The 17,021-nt window shown below is 62.2% G+C and carries 12 protein-coding genes and 1 pseudogene; all 13 read left to right on the forward strand.

Going from position 1 to position 17,021, the window contains the following annotated elements; all coding sequences use genetic code 11:
- Positions 1-80: 80 nt before the first annotated feature.
- Positions 81-551, forward strand: coding sequence for an MFS transporter (locus tag H0V34_03910; protein MBA2490870.1), 471 nt, complete (start codon positions 81-83; stop codon positions 549-551).
- A 40-nt stretch (positions 552-591) separates the two neighbouring features.
- The gene (recQ, locus tag H0V34_03915) at positions 592-2,793 is read left to right on the forward strand and encodes a DNA helicase RecQ (GenBank protein ID MBA2490871.1); all 2,202 of its coding nucleotides are present in this window, start codon (positions 592-594) and stop codon (positions 2,791-2,793) included.
- Between the two features lie 966 nt (positions 2,794-3,759).
- Positions 3,760-5,040: an NAD(P)/FAD-dependent oxidoreductase gene (locus H0V34_03920; protein ID MBA2490872.1), complete on the forward strand. Its 1,281-nt coding sequence runs from the start codon at positions 3,760-3,762 to the stop codon at positions 5,038-5,040.
- On the forward strand, positions 4,991-7,753 hold the full coding sequence (locus H0V34_03925; protein MBA2490873.1) for a molybdopterin-dependent oxidoreductase: 2,763 nt from the start codon (positions 4,991-4,993) through the stop codon (positions 7,751-7,753). Before H0V34_03920 ends, H0V34_03925 begins: the two co-directional genes overlap by 50 nt.
- Positions 7,754-7,763: 10 nt before the next feature.
- Positions 7,764-9,521: a NirA family protein gene (locus H0V34_03930; protein ID MBA2490874.1), complete on the forward strand. Its 1,758-nt coding sequence runs from the start codon at positions 7,764-7,766 to the stop codon at positions 9,519-9,521.
- An 11-nt stretch (positions 9,522-9,532) separates the two neighbouring features.
- Positions 9,533-11,098: a sulfite reductase subunit alpha gene (locus H0V34_03935; protein MBA2490875.1), complete on the forward strand. Its 1,566-nt coding sequence runs from the start codon at positions 9,533-9,535 to the stop codon at positions 11,096-11,098.
- Complete coding sequence (locus H0V34_03940) at positions 11,099-11,269, forward strand: hypothetical protein (protein MBA2490876.1); 171 nt, start codon at positions 11,099-11,101, stop codon at positions 11,267-11,269.
- Between the two features lie 8 nt (positions 11,270-11,277).
- Complete coding sequence (locus H0V34_03945; protein ID MBA2490877.1) at positions 11,278-11,547, forward strand: hypothetical protein; 270 nt, start codon at positions 11,278-11,280, stop codon at positions 11,545-11,547.
- Positions 11,548-12,201: 654 nt separating this feature from the next.
- A complete protein-coding gene (locus H0V34_03950; protein MBA2490878.1) occupies positions 12,202-12,408 on the forward strand; it encodes a hypothetical protein in 207 nt (68 codons plus the stop codon).
- Positions 12,405-13,784 carry an MFS transporter gene (locus H0V34_03955; GenBank protein MBA2490879.1) on the forward strand — a complete coding sequence of 460 codons (1,380 nt, stop codon included), beginning with the start codon at positions 12,405-12,407 and terminating at the stop codon, positions 13,782-13,784. The genes H0V34_03950 and H0V34_03955 overlap by 4 nt, the downstream gene beginning before the upstream one ends.
- Positions 13,747-14,041: pseudogene (locus H0V34_03960) on the forward strand (hypothetical protein). The gene H0V34_03955 and the pseudogene H0V34_03960 overlap by 38 nt, the downstream one beginning before the upstream one ends.
- A 15-nt stretch (positions 14,042-14,056) precedes the next feature.
- Positions 14,057-15,373: a hypothetical protein gene (locus H0V34_03965; protein MBA2490880.1), complete on the forward strand. Its 1,317-nt coding sequence runs from the start codon at positions 14,057-14,059 to the stop codon at positions 15,371-15,373.
- 141 nt (positions 15,374-15,514) lie between these two features.
- Positions 15,515-16,450, forward strand: coding sequence for a GGDEF domain-containing protein (locus H0V34_03970; protein MBA2490881.1), 936 nt, complete (start codon positions 15,515-15,517; stop codon positions 16,448-16,450).
- Positions 16,451-17,021: the final 571 nt, after the last annotated feature.

Consider the following 17,021-nt stretch of genomic DNA (forward strand, 5'->3'; position numbering starts at 1 on the left):
ACCCAAGGCTGCGTAACCCAACCGCAGAGAATCCACTTATCGGAACGGGTAGAACTGTTCAAACAGATGGGGCCAGCTCTGTGTTGCGCGCGCATCCCGCAATGGTCGCGGTGGTGTTCATGGGTGTGGGGATATTCTTCTTTGCTACGGTCTCGGACCGGATCGGGCGCAGGAATCTGTCGCTGCTCAGCGTGGCGTGCATGGGCGTGTGGGCGTTCCCGATGTTTCGACTCGTCGACACCGGCAATCCCGTTCTGATCACCCTGGCGTTCACCGTCGGCATGGTCGCCTGGTCCGCGATGTACGGGCCGATGGGCGCGTACTTCTCGGAATTGTTCCCGACGCGCGTGCGCTATTCCGGTTGCTCTCTGAGTTTCGCGCTCGCGGGCGTGCTGGGCGGCGCGCTCGCGCCCATCATCGCCGTGCGACTGTTGAGCGCCACCGGCACGTCATCGTCTGTGGCGCTGTACGTGTTCGCGATGGCGGTGGTGAGCTTTGCCTGTCTGCTGCTGCTATCGGAAACCTTGGACGTTGCTGAACAGCAAACCTGAAAAAGGCTTCGAACCAGGACGCGCAAAGATTCAGATCGCAATGAGCCAGGCCCAGGAAATCCTGCGCGCCGTGTTCGGCTACGAGCAGTTTCGCGGCCAGCAGGCCGCCGTAGTCGAACACCTGAGCGGCGGCGGCGATGCGCTGGTGCTGATGCCGACCGGCGGCGGCAAGTCGCTGTGTTATCAGATTCCAGCGATGATCCGTCCCGGTGTCGGCGTCGTGGTCTCGCCTCTGATCGCGCTGATGCAGGATCAGGTGGACGCGCTGTTGCTGGCCGGCGTCAAGGCGGCGTTTCTGAATTCGAGTCTGGATTTCGAGTCCGCGAGCCGGGTCGAGCAACAGTTGCTCAATGGCGATCTGGATCTCTTGTACGTTGCGCCCGAGCGGCTGATGACGCCGCGGTTTCTGCAACTGCTCCAACGCGCGCAAATCGCACTCTTCGCGATTGACGAGGCGCACTGCGTGTCGCAGTGGGGGCACGATTTCCGTCCCGAATACGTGCGGCTCTCGATCCTGCACGAACGCTTCCCGCAAGTCCCGCGTATTGCGCTCACCGCCACCGCCGACGCGCTCACGCGGCGCGAGATTGTCGAGCGGCTGGGGCTGACTGGCGCGCGTCAGTTCGTCGCCAGCTTCGACCGCCCGAACATTCGCTATCACATCACGCAGAAACGCAACGCGCGCGAGCAGATGCGCGTGTTCTTAAGCCAGCAGCGAGGTAACGCGGGCATCGTCTATTGTCTGTCGCGCAAGAAAGTCGAGCAGACCGCGGCGTGGTTGGCTGATGACGGCTGGCTGGCGCTGCCTTATCACGCGGGCCTCAACGCGGCGACGCGGCTCGAGCATCAGCAGCGATTTCTGCGCGAAGAAGGCGTGGTCATCGTCGCGACCATCGCTTTTGGGATGGGCATCGACAAGCCCGACGTGCGCTTCGTGGCGCACCTCGATCTGCCCAAGAGCATCGAGGGCTATTACCAGGAAACCGGCCGCGCGGGCCGCGACGGTCTGCCGGCGCACGCATGGCTGGCGTACGGCCTGAGCGATGTGGTCAGTCTGCGGCAGATTGTCGAAGGCAATGATACAAGCCCGGAGCGCAAACGCGTGGAGAAGCAGAAGCTCGATGCGCTGCTGGGATTCTGCGAGTCTATCGGCTGCCGACGCGCCGCGCTGCTGGAGTACTTCGATGAAGCTCACGGGGGCGCCTGCGGCAACTGCGACAACTGTCTGGAGCCGCCGCGCACCTGGGACGGAACCACGGCCGCGCGCATGGCGCTCTCCTGCGTTTATCGCACCGGCCAGCGTTTCGGCGCCGGGCACCTCGTCGACGTATTGCTGGGCAAACGCACGCCAAAAGTCCAGCAGTTCGGCCATGACCAGAAAAGCACCTTCGGTATCGGCCAGGCGCACACCGCCGCCGAGTGGCAGAGCGTGTTTCGGCAACTGGTCGCAAGCGGCTATCTCCATGCCGACGCTGACGCCTACGGCGGTCTGAAGCTGACCGAAGCCAGCCGGCCCGTGTTGCGCGGCGAGGTCAGCATCGCGTTCCGCGTGGACGACCGGCCTTTGAGGAAGGACAAGCTGGCGCGCGCCGACGCCGTGAGCACGCCCGGTGATTCCTTGTGGGAGCAGTTGCGCGAAGCCCGACTCAAGCTTGCCCGGGCGCAAAACGTCCCGCCTTACGTGATCTTCCACGACAGCACCTTGCGCGAAATGCACGCGCGCCGTCCGCGCACCCTGGCCGAGCTGGCGCGCGTGCCCGGTGTCGGCGAGCGCAAACTGGAACGCTATGGCGGGGACTTTCTGGATGTTCTGGTGCACGCTTCAACGGCGGACGATCCGTCGTCGGCTCCGATTCGCGAGGCGCCGCGCGCGCAGTCGAACGGCATCTCCGACACCAGTCGCGTGACGCTGCAACTGGCGCGCGATGGCAAAACGCCGGAACAAATCGTCCGCACGCGCGGGCTGAAACCGAGCACGATCTATGCGCACCTCGCGGATGCGATCGAGGGTGGCCGACTGCAACTCAGAGAAGTGCTGGCCATGCCCGACGTGGAAATCGCAACGATTCAGGCGGCGATCCTCGCCCTGCCGGAGGGCGAGCGGCTGACCCTGAAATCCGTGTTCGAACTGTTCGCGGAAAAGTACGACTACGGCGTTCTGCGCTGCGTGCGGGCGGCAATGCTGGTCGATACGGATCGAGCTGCTTCCAGCGCGGATGGGTCTGCCCCCAAACCCCATTAGGTACCAAAATGGCAAATCAAGTTGCGACGCCCCGCGGTCTCCACACTCACGCCGTAGCTTTCTCGGAGGCGGCGGAGGCGTACATGCGGCCGAGATTTCCGATCCGCTACCAAAGTTTTTCCTTTGGGGTCGTGTAATCGAACTCTTGCTAAAAAGCTTCCTCCTTGCGGAGGGCCAGTCTGTTTCGAAGCTGAAGTAGAAAGACTTCGGACATGACCTCAACGCTTTACTGCGTGACGCTGAAGAACGTGGCATATCGAATGTGATCGGGTTAAATAGCACGTACCGCGCGATTGTCCAGGTCTTGAACCATGATTACTTGAGTAAGCGCTTTGAGTATCGCGAGTCAGGTGCTACCTATTATCTTCCGGATATCACGCTGACCTGCCAACTTGTTAAAAGACTATTGAAAGGTGTCGATTTCCACCTGAAGAATCACCACGGCATCTAACAATCTGTCCCACACCCACCGGGCGAGCAAGTCCCTGACCGAGCCTTACGACTTCGCATAGTTGTGGGACGAACTGGGGCTTACGCATCACCGGCGATAAAGCTCGCGCGCCTACGTGCACAAACGATCCTCGCCGGTCAAGTCCGTGTAGCTTGTGCGGGGTAGCGCGCTTCCCGGATACAGATCGGACTTTCGCGTTCACTCCAACCCGCCACTTTGCACCAACACAAAGCGCGTCCCGTGTGCATGCACCGAAGCGGTTCACCGTTGGCCCGACGGGCCATCTTATCCAATTGATTTATCAAGTTATATATCCTGGCACAACGGTTGCTGAGAGGGTTACGGATAAATCGGTTCAAACCCATACGCCACCAACTCGGCGACTGTTGCTGCGCGCCTAACGAAACCCGCGGCGTGACGGCGAGAACGCGTGTCTTGAAAGACCCGCGATCGGGATCATGGGCGATTGACAGCGGTGCTTTACCCATCCTGCCTATGTCTGCGAGGAGTGTTTGATGGAGAAAAAAACACGGCTGGTCCTGATCGGCAACGGCATGGCGGGCGTGCGCACGCTTGAGGAATTGCTCAAGATCGCGCCGGATCTGTACGACATCACCGTGTTCGGCACCGAGCCTTACGGTAATTACAACCGCATCCTGCTCTCGCCGTTTCTGGCGGGCGAGAAGAGTCTGGACGAGATCATGACCAACCCGCGCGCGTGGTACGAGGAGCGCGGCATCACGCTCTACACCGGCGATACGGTCACGCGCATCGACCGGCGACGACGGAGTGTGCATTCGTCGTCCGGGCGCGAAGTGCCGTACGACCGCCTGCTGCTCGCCACCGGCTCCGAGCCATTTGTGATCCCGGTGCCGGGCGCCGAGCTGGACGGCGTGATTACCTTCCGCGATATCGGCGACGTGAACGCCATGCTGAGCGCCGCGCAACGCGGCGGGAAGGCGGTCGTGATCGGCGGCGGCCTGCTCGGACTGGAAGCCGCATACGGCCTGCACAAGCGCGGCATGGCGGTCACCGTCGTACATCTTTTGGGCAGCCTAATGGAGCGCCAGCTCGACCCGGTCGCCGCCGAGTTGCTGCGACATTCGCTCTCGCAGCGCGGACTCAGGTTTCTGATGGGCAAACAGACCCGCGCGGTCCTGGGCGACACACATGTCACCGGCGTGCGCTTCAAGGACGCGGACGACTCCGAAATCGAAGCTGATCTGGTGGTGATGGCCGCCGGCATTCGTCCCAACATGAATCTGGCGCGCGACGCGGGCCTTCACTGCGGCAAGGGCGTGGTGGTCAACGACACCATGCAGACCTACGATCCGCGTATCTACGCGGTGGGTGAGTGCGTCGAGCACCGCCAGGCGACCTATGGGCTGCTGGCGCCGCTGTGGGAGCAGGCCAAGGTCTGCGCCAGCCATCTGGCGCGGATGGGCTACGGTCGCTATCCGGGCTCGCTGAGCGCGACGCAGCTCAAGGTCACCGGCATTGACGTGTATTCGGCGGGCGATTTCACCGGTGACGAAGACTCGGAGGCGCTCATCTACAAGGACATCCGCCGCGGCGTGTACAAGCGTGTGATGCTTAAAGATAACCGCATCACCGGCGCGGTGCTGTATGGCGATACGCGCGACGGGGGCTGGTATTTCCGCCTGATGCAGAGCGGCGAGAACGTGTCCGGCGCGCGCGAACACTTGATCTTCGGCGCGGCCTATGCCGACGCAGCGCGGACTGCCGATGACGGGCGAACGAAAGTTCCCGAAGAACGGCTGGCGGCGTCCGCTTGACATCGTGACAGCTGCGGTCCGTACAACCTGCCCCTATTGCGGCGTGGGCTGCGGTCTGCGCGTGAGCGTCGAGGGCGACGATGTCAGAGTCGCGGGCGACGCCGAGCATCCATCAAACCGCGGCAGCCAGTGCTCCAAGGGCAGCGCGCTCGCGCAAACCATCGGCCTCGAAGACCGCCTGCTGTATCCGATTGTGGACGGCCAGCGCGCCACCTGGGACGCGGCGCTGGACGCGGTCGCCAGCGGATTCGCCGACGTGATCGCCGAGCGCGGCCCGGACGCCGTGGCGTTCTACGTCTCCGGGCAGCTGCTGACCGAAGACTATTACGTCGCCAACAAGCTCATGAAGGGTTATATCGGCGCGGCTAACATCGATACCAATTCGCGGCTGTGCATGTCGTCCGCCGTCGCGGGCCACCAGCGCGCGTTCGGCGAGGACGTGGTGCCCGGCTGTTACGAAGACCTGGAGCTGGCCGAGCTGGTGGTGCTGGTCGGTTCCAACACCGCGTGGTGTCATCCCGTGATCTATCAGCGCATTGTCAAGGCGCGCGAGCATGATCCCGGCAAGCGACTCGTAGTCATCGACCCGCGGCGCACCCCCACCGCCGAGGGCGCCGACCTGCACCTGGCGATCGAGCCCGGCACGGACGTGGCTCTGTTCAACGGGCTACTCGCGTATCTCGCGGACACGGGCGTCGCGGATATTGCCTTCCTACAGGAACACACAAGCGGGGGCGCGGCGGCGCTCGAAAGTGCGCGCGAGGGCGGCGATTTACGCAATGTGGCGAGCACCTGCGACATCGATGTCGCCGACGTTGCGAAGTTCTATACCTGGTTCGCGGCGACCGCAAGAACCGTCACCGCGTTCTCGCAGGGCGTGAACCAGTCCACCAGCGGCACTGATAAGGTCAACACGATCATCAACTGCCATCTGCTGACCGGGCGCATCGGCAAACCCGGCGCGGGACCGTTTTCCATAACAGGCCAGCCCAACGCGATGGGCGGACGCGAGGTCGGCGGGCTGGCGACCACGCTGGCGGCGCACATGGGCTTCGAGAAGGCCGACACAGTACGGCGTTTCTGGAATTCGCCCGCGATCGCCCGCAAGCCGGGCCTCAAGGCCGTCGAACTGTTCCAGGCGATCGACCAAGGCAAAATCAAGGCGGTGTGGATCATGGCGACCAACCCGCTGGTCAGCCTGCCCGACGCCGACGCTGCCAAACGCGCGCTGGCCCGATGTGAACTGGTGGTGATCTCCGACTGCATGCGGCGCACCGACACGACACGGTTTGCCAACGTGCTGCTGCCGGCCGCCGCCTGGGGCGAGAAGGACGGCACGGTGACGAATTCCGAGAGGATCATCTCGCGTCAGCGCGCGTTCCTCACCTGTCCCGGCGAGGCGCGCCCGGACTGGTGGATTGTCTGCGAGGTCGCGCGCCGATTGGGATTTGGCGAAGCGTTTGAATTTGAGAATCCGGCCGAGATTTTCGCCGAACACGCGCGTCTTTCGACTTATGAGAACAACGGCGCGCGCGCGTTCGACATCGGCGATCTCGTTGAACTCGATGCCAAAGGCTACGCCGGTCTGGAACCGACTCGATGGCCGGCGAGTAGCACGCGGGAAAATCCCCCCTGGCTCCCCTTTGCAAAGGGGGGAAGGCGACCCAAACCAGAGTTAACAACGCGACTCTTCACCAACGGCGGCTTCACGTTCCCGGATGGGCGCGCGCGGCTGATCGAAGTCAAAGCGAAACCACCGGCCAATGCGCCCGATGCTGAGTTCCCGTTGATTCTCAACACCGGTAGAGTACGCGATCACTGGCACACCATGACGCGCACGGCCAAATCGCCACGGCTCGCCAGCCACATTTCGGAGCCGTTCGTTGAGATTCATCCCGCCGACGCCGCGCACTATGGCATCGAGGACGCACCACTCGCGACCGTGACGACCAGTTGGGGTTCGCTGATCGCACGTGTCACCGCCAGCGAAGGCCAGCGTCGGGGCACCCTGTTCGTACCCATCCACTGGAACGATCAGTTCGCCAGCCATGCGCGCGTAGGCGCACTGGTCAATCCCGCGGTCTGCCCACTCTCCGGCGAGCCGGAGTTCAAGCACACGCCCGTCAGCATCGTACCGTTCGGCGCCGCCTGGTATGGCTTCGCGCTCGCTGCAAGGCGACTGTCCATGACGCGCGCCGATGGCATTGATTACTGGGTCGCCGTACCGGGTCAGGGTTTCTGGCGCTACGAACTGGCCGGCCGACAGACGCCAGCAGATGCGGCTGCGTGGGCGCGGCGGCTGTTGGACATCGGCGCACGCGAAGTCGACTGGATCGAATACCGCGACGACGCCACTGGCGTCTATCGCGCGGCGCACGTCGATGGCGGCACGCTGGAAGCCTGTCTGTTCATGGCAAAAGCGCCCAGCCTGCCGGCGTGCACTTGGCTTTCCAGCCTGTTCGTGCAGGACGGGCTGGAGGAATGCGATCGCGCCGCCCTGCTTGCGGGGCGCCCCGCCGACCCGGCCGCGGACATCGGGCCGCAAGTGTGTTCGTGCTTCGGTGTGGGTCGCAACACGATTAACGATGCCATCCGCGCGGGGAGTTTGAAAACGCCCGCGGCGGTCGGAGAAGCGCTAAATGCCGGCACCAACTGCGGCTCCTGTGTGCCCGAGATCAAGGCGCTGCTGGCTGAAGCCGCGCGCGCCAATTGAGGAGAATTCCATGAGCGACGACGATTTCAGCGAAGCACAGAAAAAGTATCTGCAGGGCGTGACCGCCGGGCTGCACATCGCGCGCGGCATTCCCGGTCTGTCGGGTGGCAAAAAACTCTCCCCTGACGAGATCCATGTGCAGGCTCGCATCCGCACGCAAGCCGAAGGCGGCGAGCTGTGCGGTCAGGAGCTCGCCAAGGCTGAGAAGAATCCTCTCGATCTCTGGGACGAAATGCAGGCCAGCGCGGTGAAGGGCGTCTACCCGAAAGGTGACGACGTATTCCTGTACAAGTCCAGCGGCCTGTTCTACGTGGCGCCCAATCAGAATTCATACATGTGCCGGCTGCGCATGCCGAACGGGATTTTTACGAGTCACCATGTGCGCGGCACGGCGGATCTGGCGGAGACGTACGGCGGCGGCTACACGCACGTCACCACTCGCGCCAACCTGCAGATTCGCGAGATCGGGGCACGCGATCCGATCAACGTGCTGATGGGTCTGCAGGACTTGGGGATCATCAACCGCGGCGCGGGCGCCGACAATATCCGCAACATCACCGGCAGCCCGCTGGCGGGCATCGATCCGCAGGAGCTGATCGACACGCGGCCGCTTGCACGGCAGATGCACCATTACATCATCAACCATCGCGAGCTCTACGGGCTGCCGCGCAAATTCAACATCGCCTTCGATGGCGGCGGGCGCATCAGTGCGCTGGAAGGCACCAACGACATCGGCTTCGCCGCGGTCCGCCCGAAGGCGGATTCGCCGCTGCCGCAAAAGCCGTATTTCCGCCTGCTACTCGGCGGCATCACGGGGCACGAGGACTTCGCGCGCGATACCGGCGTCATGCTCAAACCCGATGAATGCGTGGCGGTGGCAGCTGCGGTGCTACGCGTGTTTATCGCTAACGGCGATCGCACCGATCGCGAGAAGGCGCGCCTGAAATATCTTATCGATCGCTGGGGCTTCGACAAATTCATGGCCGAGACGCAAAAGCACCTGCCCTTCACCTTGCGCCGCTTTCCACGGCAACGCTGCGAGCCGCGCGCTCAGGTACACAAGCACGGCCACATCGGCACGCACCCGCAGCGCCAGAAAGACAAACACTATATCGGCGTGGTGCTGCCGGTCGGCAAGCTCAGCTGCGAGCAGATGCATGGGCTAGCGCGCCTGAGCGACCAGTACGGCGACGGGCTGATCCGCTGCACGGTGTGGCAGAACGTAGTGCTGGCGGATATTGCCTCGGGCGATGTCGAGTCCGTGCAAAAAGAAATTGTGAAGCTGGGTCTCGATCATTCGGCCAGCAGCGTGCGCGCGGGGCTTGTCGCCTGCACCGGCAGTTTTGGCTGCCGGTTCGCCAACGCGGATACCAAAACGCACGCGATGGCCATCGCCGAGCACCTGGAGGGCAAACTGGAACTCGGGCAGCCCGTCAACATCCACGTGACGGGCTGCGACAACTCCTGCGCGCAGCATTACATCGGTGACATCGGTCTGCTCGGCTGCAGGGTCGATACCGGCGGCGACGAAACAGTGGACGGTTACCACGTGTATCTCGGCGGCGGCTACGAACACGAGGAAGGCATAGCCCGTGAATTGCGGCAGAACGTGCCGGCCGACGAGATACCGGTTTATCTGGAAGCTGTGCTGCGCGCGTATCTGGAACACCGCAAGAGCGCGGATGAGAGCTTTGTGGCCTTTGTGCGCCGGCACGGGATCGCGGAGCTCGAGGAGATGCTGAACAAAACCCAGGCCGAGGCGGCCTGAGGATTATTCTTATGAACGCACAAGTCGATCTGATACCGGAAGGCGCGCCTTTCGAAACCGAGCAGCGCGCCTGGCTCAATGGCCTGATCTCGGCGCTGGCGGGCTGGGAGGGTTCGCTGGGCGGCGCGGCTAGCCAGGAAAAGCCCAAGGAGAGTTTTCCGTGGCACGACCCGAACATGAAAATGGACGAGCGCATGGGCCTGGCCGAGGGCAAGCCGTACGAGCGCCGGCTGATGGCGGCGATGGCGCAGCTCGACTGCGGTCAGTGCGGGTATCTCTGCAAGACGTATGCTGAGGCCATCGCGTTCAATGGCGAAGACCTGAATCGTTGCGTGCCGGGCGCGAAGGAGACCGAGCGCAAGCTGAAAGAACTGACTGCCGAGGAAAACGCAGCGAAATCATCCGCCGAAGGCGGGGCCGACACTAAACCCGCGGCCCCAAAACCCAAGGCCAAAGGCCCGCTTGGCAGCCGCGACAACCCCTATCGAGCGAGCCTGCATTCCAGCACGCCGATGAACAAGGAGGGTTCGACCCGCGATACACGTCACGTGGTAATCGAACTGGGCGACAGCGGCATCGAGTATCGGCCGGGCGACTCCATGGGCATCTATCCGGAGAACGATCCCAAAATCGTCGATGCGATCCTGGAGGAGCTGAAAGTATCCGGCGGCGAGACCGTCGAGGCGCCGAGCGGGGAGAACAATCTGCTGCGCCAGGTGCTACTGAAAGAACTGGACATCACCAAGCCAAGCGACGATTGTCTCGCCTGCCTGGCCGAGGCTGCGAGCGACGCGGACGAGGCCGAAGATTTAGCCATCCTGGCCCGGAGCGGCGCTGAGGAAGGCCAGGGTCTGCTGGAACTGCTGCGCGTTTATCCCAGCGCGCGGCCGGAACTGCACCCGCTGGTGAAAAGCCTGGACAAGCTGCAGCCGCGTCTTTATTCAATATCGTCCTCGCCCAGGGAATACCCGACGCAAATCCACACCACCGTTGCCGTGCTCAAGACCGCAATCTACGGGCGGGGTTACAAGGGTGTGGCGTCGACTTTTCTCGCCAAGCGCCTGAGCCGTGGCGGCGAGGTACCGATTTACTTGCAACCCACCGAAGGGTTCCGGCTCAGCGAAGACACGGACGCGCCGGCCATCATGATCGGCCCCGGCACCGGCATCGCGCCATTTCTGGCCTTTCTGCAGGAACGCGAGGCGCGCGGCGACGCGGGTCGCAACTGGCTGTTCTTCGGCAATCCCAAGAGCTCGACCGATTACATTTATCAGGAGTCAATGGAAGCGTGGCGCAAAAGCGGACTGCTCGCGCGCCTGACCCTGGCGTTTTCCCGCGACCAGGAAGACAAGGTCTACGTGCAGAATCGCATGCTCGAAATGGCCGAGGAGTTCTGGCTGTGGCTGGAAGCGGGTGCCGTGATCTACGTCTGCGGCGACGCCGAACGCATGGCCAAGGACGTGGATAAAGCCCTGCACCGCATCGTCGCGGAACAAGGGGTCTTAGGCGAACAAAAGGCGGCGGCGTACGTCAAGCGACTTTCCGAACAAGGTCGGTATCTGCGCGATGTTTATTGAATGGCCGAGGCGTTCGACATCGGTGTCGGGAGCGACAACCTCTTAAGCCGAAACATCGCGAGCGACAATGTCGACGACGGCTTCGACAGCTCCGGCGAGAGCAATACCTTTACGGCCAATGCGGCACCGACAACGGTGACCGTTTCGTGGCCAGAGGCAACGATGAGGTGAGCCGGAACGTGGCGCTGGGCAACCTGGATAACCGTTTCCGCGTTTCCGGAATCAGCAATACGCTGACCCGCAATAATGCCAACGACAACCTGGACGACGGGATCGAGGTCGAGAACGGCGCCACCGACAACTCGCTCGCGCGCAACGCGGCGTCAAGGAATGGCTCCGCCGACAACGACGGCGGCTTCGACCTGGAGGATGATAATTTCCTCTGCGACACCAACACCTGGAAGAACAACACGGGGATCAGAGATCCCTCTCAGCCCTGCGTCCAGTAGCAACCCCGGATCGCGCCCGGAGCCTGCCCCGTACTTGCGACCTGGCTTCCATCCAGGCTATCCAATCTGACCGTAGCCTGGATGGAGCGCCACGGCATCCGGGGATCAGGTGTACCGCCCGGAACCGTGCGAAGACTGCATTGAGATAAACCGTCTCAGGGATCGCCGGGTGGATCAAATGATCGGGCGCCTGGCCACCGAGTTTGAGGATCTGCATTTCGCGGCTGGTGTAGCGTGCCACGAGCGCTTCCGGCGTCAGGTGATACGAGCGCGAGCGGGAGCCTTGGAGGCATATACTCCCGCTTGCGCCGATGTAACTGAACACATCCAGCACCCCTTGCTTGTTTGTTAACTGGTGACACCCTTGTTGCTGCCTCGCATTGCGCCGCACCACCGGCGGGCACACCTTCACCTCGATGACCCAATAGCAGGCGCCTCCCGCCTGACCACCGCTGCGGTTCTTATCCATTGATACCCATAACTCATTATTTTTCTAAGCGTTAAGCGCTCTTCAAGGGTCTGGCACACGCCTTGCCATCCTCTCATTCAAGAACGTGGCTCAAACACAAACCCGCCGCACGGCGTAATCGCGTCGCGTTCCCTACTCGCTGGATGTGCCCGATATCCGCCTGGACTTGAATGGAGAACCTCACGATGAAACTCACGACGAAAATCATTCCCATCGATCTGCGCCGTCGGCGGGCGCTGGATAAAGCTCACGCGCAGGAGGTCAAGGCGGCCCGCGCTGCGTTTACACACCCGGACGCCGAGTATGAGCCACAGCCCGGAAACAATGGAGAGCGGCAGCGGGTAGTCAGGTTGAAGTCGCCAACGCAAAGACACGATGGAGAGACGTCGTGAGTAGCCGCACGATTCACGACTGGCGGCCAAATGATCCCGACTTTTGGGACCAGACCGGCAAACCGATCGCGCAGCGCAATCTGATCTTTTCGATCTTCGCGGAGTTTCTTGGTTTTTCCGTGTGGCTGCTGTGGAGCGTGGTCGCCGTTAATCTTGAAGCCGCGGGTTTCGACTATTCAACCGAGCAGCTGTTCTGGCTGGTGTCGCTGCCGGCCCTGGTCGGTGCGACGTTACGCCTGCCGTATGGGGCGGCGGTGCCGATTTTCGGTGGGCGCAATTTCACCGTGTTCAGCGCCGCGGCGTTGCTGGTACCAACCATTGGCCTTGCTGTGCTCGTGCAGGACACGACCACGCCGTACTGGCTGATGCTGCTGATTGCGAGCACCGCGGGCCTGGGCGGTGGCAACTTCGCGGCCAGCATGGCGAATATCAGCTATTTCTATCCCGATTCGCAAAAAGGCTGGGCGCTGGGGCTCAACGCCGCTGGCGGCAACATCGGCGTGAGCTTCGTACAGCTGGTGGTGCCAGCGATCATCGGTCTGGGAATTCTCGGTCTGGGCACCGCCGCCGCTGGTAGCGCGCCGGAGCTGCAATGGGCGGGCTGGATGTGGGTGCCACTGATCGCCGCTGCCACCGCTTGCGCCTGGTTTTTCATGGACAATTTGACCGTGTCGCAAGCTTCCCTGCGCGAACAGTCTGTAATCCTCAGACGCTCGCATACATGGATAATCTCGTTTCTCTACATCGGTACATTCGGCTCCTTCATCGGCTATTCCGCCGCGCTGCCGCTGCTCATCAACCTGCAATTCCCGGAGTTGAATCCGTTGCAGTTCGCGTTTCTCGGGCCGCTGGTCGGCTCGGTAGCACGGCCGCTGGGCGGCTGGCTCAGTGACCGCTACGGAGGAACGACCGTCACTTTCTGGAATTTCCTGATCATGCTCGCCGCCACGCTGGGCGTCATCGCCGTGCTGAAAGGCGGCTCGTTCCCCGCGTTCCTGGCGATGTTCATGGTCTTGTTCGTCACCACCGGCATCGGTAACGGTTCCACATTTCGCATCGTGCCGACAGTGTTTCTGCGCGATCGGCTGGCCGAAGTGGTTGGCCAAAACGAGGCCGCGCAAGCCACCGCCGAACGTAGCGGGCGCTTCGAGGCCGCCGCGGTGCTGGCTTTCAGTTCAGCCATCGGCGCTTACGGCGGGTTCCTGATCCCGCAGGGCTTCAGTCGTTCGATTTCTGCCACCGGTGGACCTGAATTCGCGCTGGGTCTGTTCGCGGCATTCTACGTCGCGTGCATAGCGGTCACCTGGTGGTGCTACGTGCGTACCGCCGCCGACAGCGATCCCGCCGAGGCTGCCGTGGCGATGGCTGAAACCTGAGCCTGATTAGGGCTGGCGGCTGCGGACCGCGCCGACTCGCGGTGAGTCGGCGGACACCGTGCCGGTCGATCGGACGATCTATCGCTTTGATGCTGGTGTACGGGCCCACCTGGAAGGCGCTGATCCACGAGGAGTTTGGCGACGGCATCATGAGCGCGATCGACTTCGCGATGAGCCTGGAACGCCAGCCAGATCCCAAGGGCGACCGGGTGAAGGTCGTGATGAGCGGGAAGTTTCTGCCGTACAAAACATACTGATCGAGAATTCTAGACATGCTCATTTCCCCACGCCCGCAAGACCGAGTCATCTTAAGCATCTGCCTGACCGCCGTCGCCGCACCCGCGCCGGCTGTGGCCGACGACTTGTGGGGCGCTTTGAGCGGCGGCAAGGTGGATTTCTACCTGCGGTATCGCTTCGAGCACGTCGAAGACGACCAGTTGCCCGCCGTGCGGGACGCAAACGCCAATACGTTGCGCACGGCCCTTGGCTATACGACCGGGCTGTTTTATGGATTCGCCGGCCGCTTGCAGTTCGAGGACGTGCGCGCAATCGGCAACGATCTTTACAATGACGGCGGTACGAACGGCATCATGGATCGCGCGACGGTGGTTGACCCCGAGGGCACTGAAATCAATCAGGCGTATCTGAGCTTCGCGGGGTTGCCCAACAGCGAGTTCCGCGCCGGTCGCCAGGAAATCACGCACCGCGAAGATCCGCTGCATCGATTTTTGGGCAACATTCTGTGGCGGCAGAACTGGCAGAGCTTCGACGCCGCGCGTTTCACCAGCGAGCCGCTGCCAGACGCCAGTATCGACTACTCGTACATCTGGAACGTCAACCGTATCTTCGGCGAAGACAATCCGTTGCCCGATCGCGCAGATTTCCGCATGGACAGCCACGCGCTCAAGCTCAACTACGACGGGCTTGAATGGGCCGCGCTGGAGACTTACGGGTATCTGCTCGACTTCGAGAGCGAGGCTTCAAAATTCCTCTCCACCGCGACCTACGGCGGGCGCGTGCAGGGCGAGCCGGGACTCGGCGACACCGGCGCAAGCCTCCTTTACACGGCGGAGTTCGCGAATCAGAAAGATTACGGCGACAACCTCAACGACATCGACGTGAACTATTATCTGGGTGAACTTGGCATAGGCCAGGCCTTCGACAGCGCCGCGCTGGCCTCGCTGGAGTTCAAAGCGAGCTACGAAGTACTGGAAGGCGACGGCGCAAATGCGTTTCAGACACCGCTCGGCACCAATCATGCCTTCCAGGGCTGGGCGGATCGCTTCCTCATCACGCCGTCCGATGGCGTCGAGGATTTGTACGGCACCTTAACCGCCTCGATCTATGACGCGAAGGTCATGCTCGTGTATCACGATCTAGCGGCCGAAAACAGCAACTACGACTACGGCACGGAGTGGGACGTGGCGCTCTCCAGGACATTCTGGGAGCACTACACATTCGGGCTCAAATACGCCGCCTATAGCGCCGATGACAACGCGCTCAACCTCGCGCGCAATGGCGTGGCCAGCGACGGCAAGCAGGCCTTTGACCTGGACAAGGCGTGGGCGTGGGTAGAGATCGATTTTTAGCAACTCTCTGGCCCGAGCCGTCGAGAGACCGCACGGCCGGCTCGCGCGGGCATCCCTTTTCGCCCGGCACTGTGACGGGGGCACAGTTCAGTGACGCCTGCTTGACGGAGAATGACGCATTGCCACCACAAGGAACGGTGTATGCGTCGCCCCTCACTCGCTTTATACGAAAGTTTATCCAGACTGCTGTCCCGCTCCTATGCCGGCAAGCTGCTGGCTGTGGCGCTGGTGGGCGGCAGCGTGCCGCTGATCGCCGTGCTGATTTATGTGCATTGCGTGTATGCGATGGAAGGCATCCTGTGGGAGATACTCATCGTCGCGACGCTCAGCATGATCGTTGGGACGGTGCTTACCGCGTACGGCATTTATGGTCTGATGGCCCCGATAGCGGTATCTACACTGGCGCTGCGTGTATACGTGGACGAAAGCCATTTGCCGTCGCTGCCCACCGGCCACCGTGATCTAGCAGGCAGGCTGATGAGCGAAACGCAACGCACCATCGAACTACTGGAGGAACGCAAGCGCTCGCTCACCGCCAAGGCCATGTACGACTTTCTTACCGGCGCATTCAATCGCCGCTCCGGCGCGGAGCGGCTGCAAACAGACACCGAGCGCGCGGGGCGCAATGGCGGCGGCTACACCTTGGCATTTATCGACCTGGACAATTTAAAGCAGCTCAACGACCAGCACGGTCATCACTTCGGCGATCTGTGTCTGATTCGTCTGGTCGACACCATCCGCGCGGACATGCGCAAGGGCGACTGGATCGCGCGCTGGGGCGGCGACGAATTCGTGTTGTTGCTATGGGACGTAAATGCGGACGCCGCGGCCGAAGTGCTGGTGCGTCTGGGTAACGCCTTTACCAAAGAACCGCTGACCACGGAGACAGGAGAACGGGTGTCCCTGCGCATGAGCGCCGGCGCATGCCAACATCAGCTCGGATGGCAGGGCGACACGGTGCTGAGGTATGCTGACGCGGCGCTGTTCGAGGCCAAGCGCAACGGCGGAGGCGGTGTGGTCACGTCCGATGGCAGCCGTTATACACACTGGCCATCGGAAAGACCACCGGCAAGTTAAGGGCCTCTGAACCATTCGCCGCAATCCTTTGTGCGAGCGGCCTCGAGCCAGACAAGGTGGATAACGCCCGCCGCCCCGTTCGACAAGCACTCGCAAGCTCGGACCCGGATTTCCAGAATTGCTGAAGTGTCGCCACGGATGGCTACGCGTCGCCTGGATTCGGCGCCATGCGTCCGCGTACTTGCCAGGCTTGATCCACCTTACAAAAGATCATGCACATGGAAGTAATGTAGAGGCATATAGTTTTGTCGATGGGTAAACCGCCCTGGTCGCGACGCACGCACGCCAGTTTACGATTTCGTTATGCGCGCACATCGAGGTAATCATGCAATAACAACGTCCGCTCGTTTTTTCGCGCCGGGACATGCTCAAGCTAGTCACGGGCGCGAGCGCCTGGCTGGCCAGCGGCGGACTGCTTTACGCGCAGGAGCGCACTATTTTATCAATCGCGCGATACCCTGCACTAACGATAAGCTGCCTGTTATCGGCCTGGGCACCGCGAGAACTTTCGATATCTACGCCGAAGACATTCCGCGGCCGCTGCGCGAAGTCATGCGGCTATTCGTAATGC

Source organism: Gammaproteobacteria bacterium, assembly GCA_013696315.1.
Classification (GTDB): domain Bacteria; phylum Pseudomonadota; class Gammaproteobacteria; order JACCYU01; family JACCYU01; genus JACCYU01.

Coding starts and splice junctions, on each gene's coding strand:
- recQ (MBA2490871.1), top strand. CDS start 592: ATGAGCCAGGCCCAGGAAATCCTGCGCGCCGTGTTCGGCTACGAGCAG.
- H0V34_03920 (MBA2490872.1), top strand. CDS start 3,760: ATGGAGAAAAAAACACGGCTGGTCCTGATCGGCAACGGCATGGCGGGC.
- H0V34_03925 (MBA2490873.1), top strand. CDS start 4,991: ATGACGGGCGAACGAAAGTTCCCGAAGAACGGCTGGCGGCGTCCGCTT.
- H0V34_03930 (MBA2490874.1), top strand. CDS start 7,764: ATGAGCGACGACGATTTCAGCGAAGCACAGAAAAAGTATCTGCAGGGC.
- H0V34_03935 (MBA2490875.1), top strand. CDS start 9,533: ATGAACGCACAAGTCGATCTGATACCGGAAGGCGCGCCTTTCGAAACC.
- H0V34_03940 (MBA2490876.1), top strand. CDS start 11,099: ATGGCCGAGGCGTTCGACATCGGTGTCGGGAGCGACAACCTCTTAAGC.
- H0V34_03950 (MBA2490878.1), top strand. CDS start 12,202: ATGAAACTCACGACGAAAATCATTCCCATCGATCTGCGCCGTCGGCGG.
- H0V34_03965 (MBA2490880.1), top strand. CDS start 14,057: ATGCTCATTTCCCCACGCCCGCAAGACCGAGTCATCTTAAGCATCTGC.
- H0V34_03970 (MBA2490881.1), top strand. CDS start 15,515: ATGCGTCGCCCCTCACTCGCTTTATACGAAAGTTTATCCAGACTGCTG.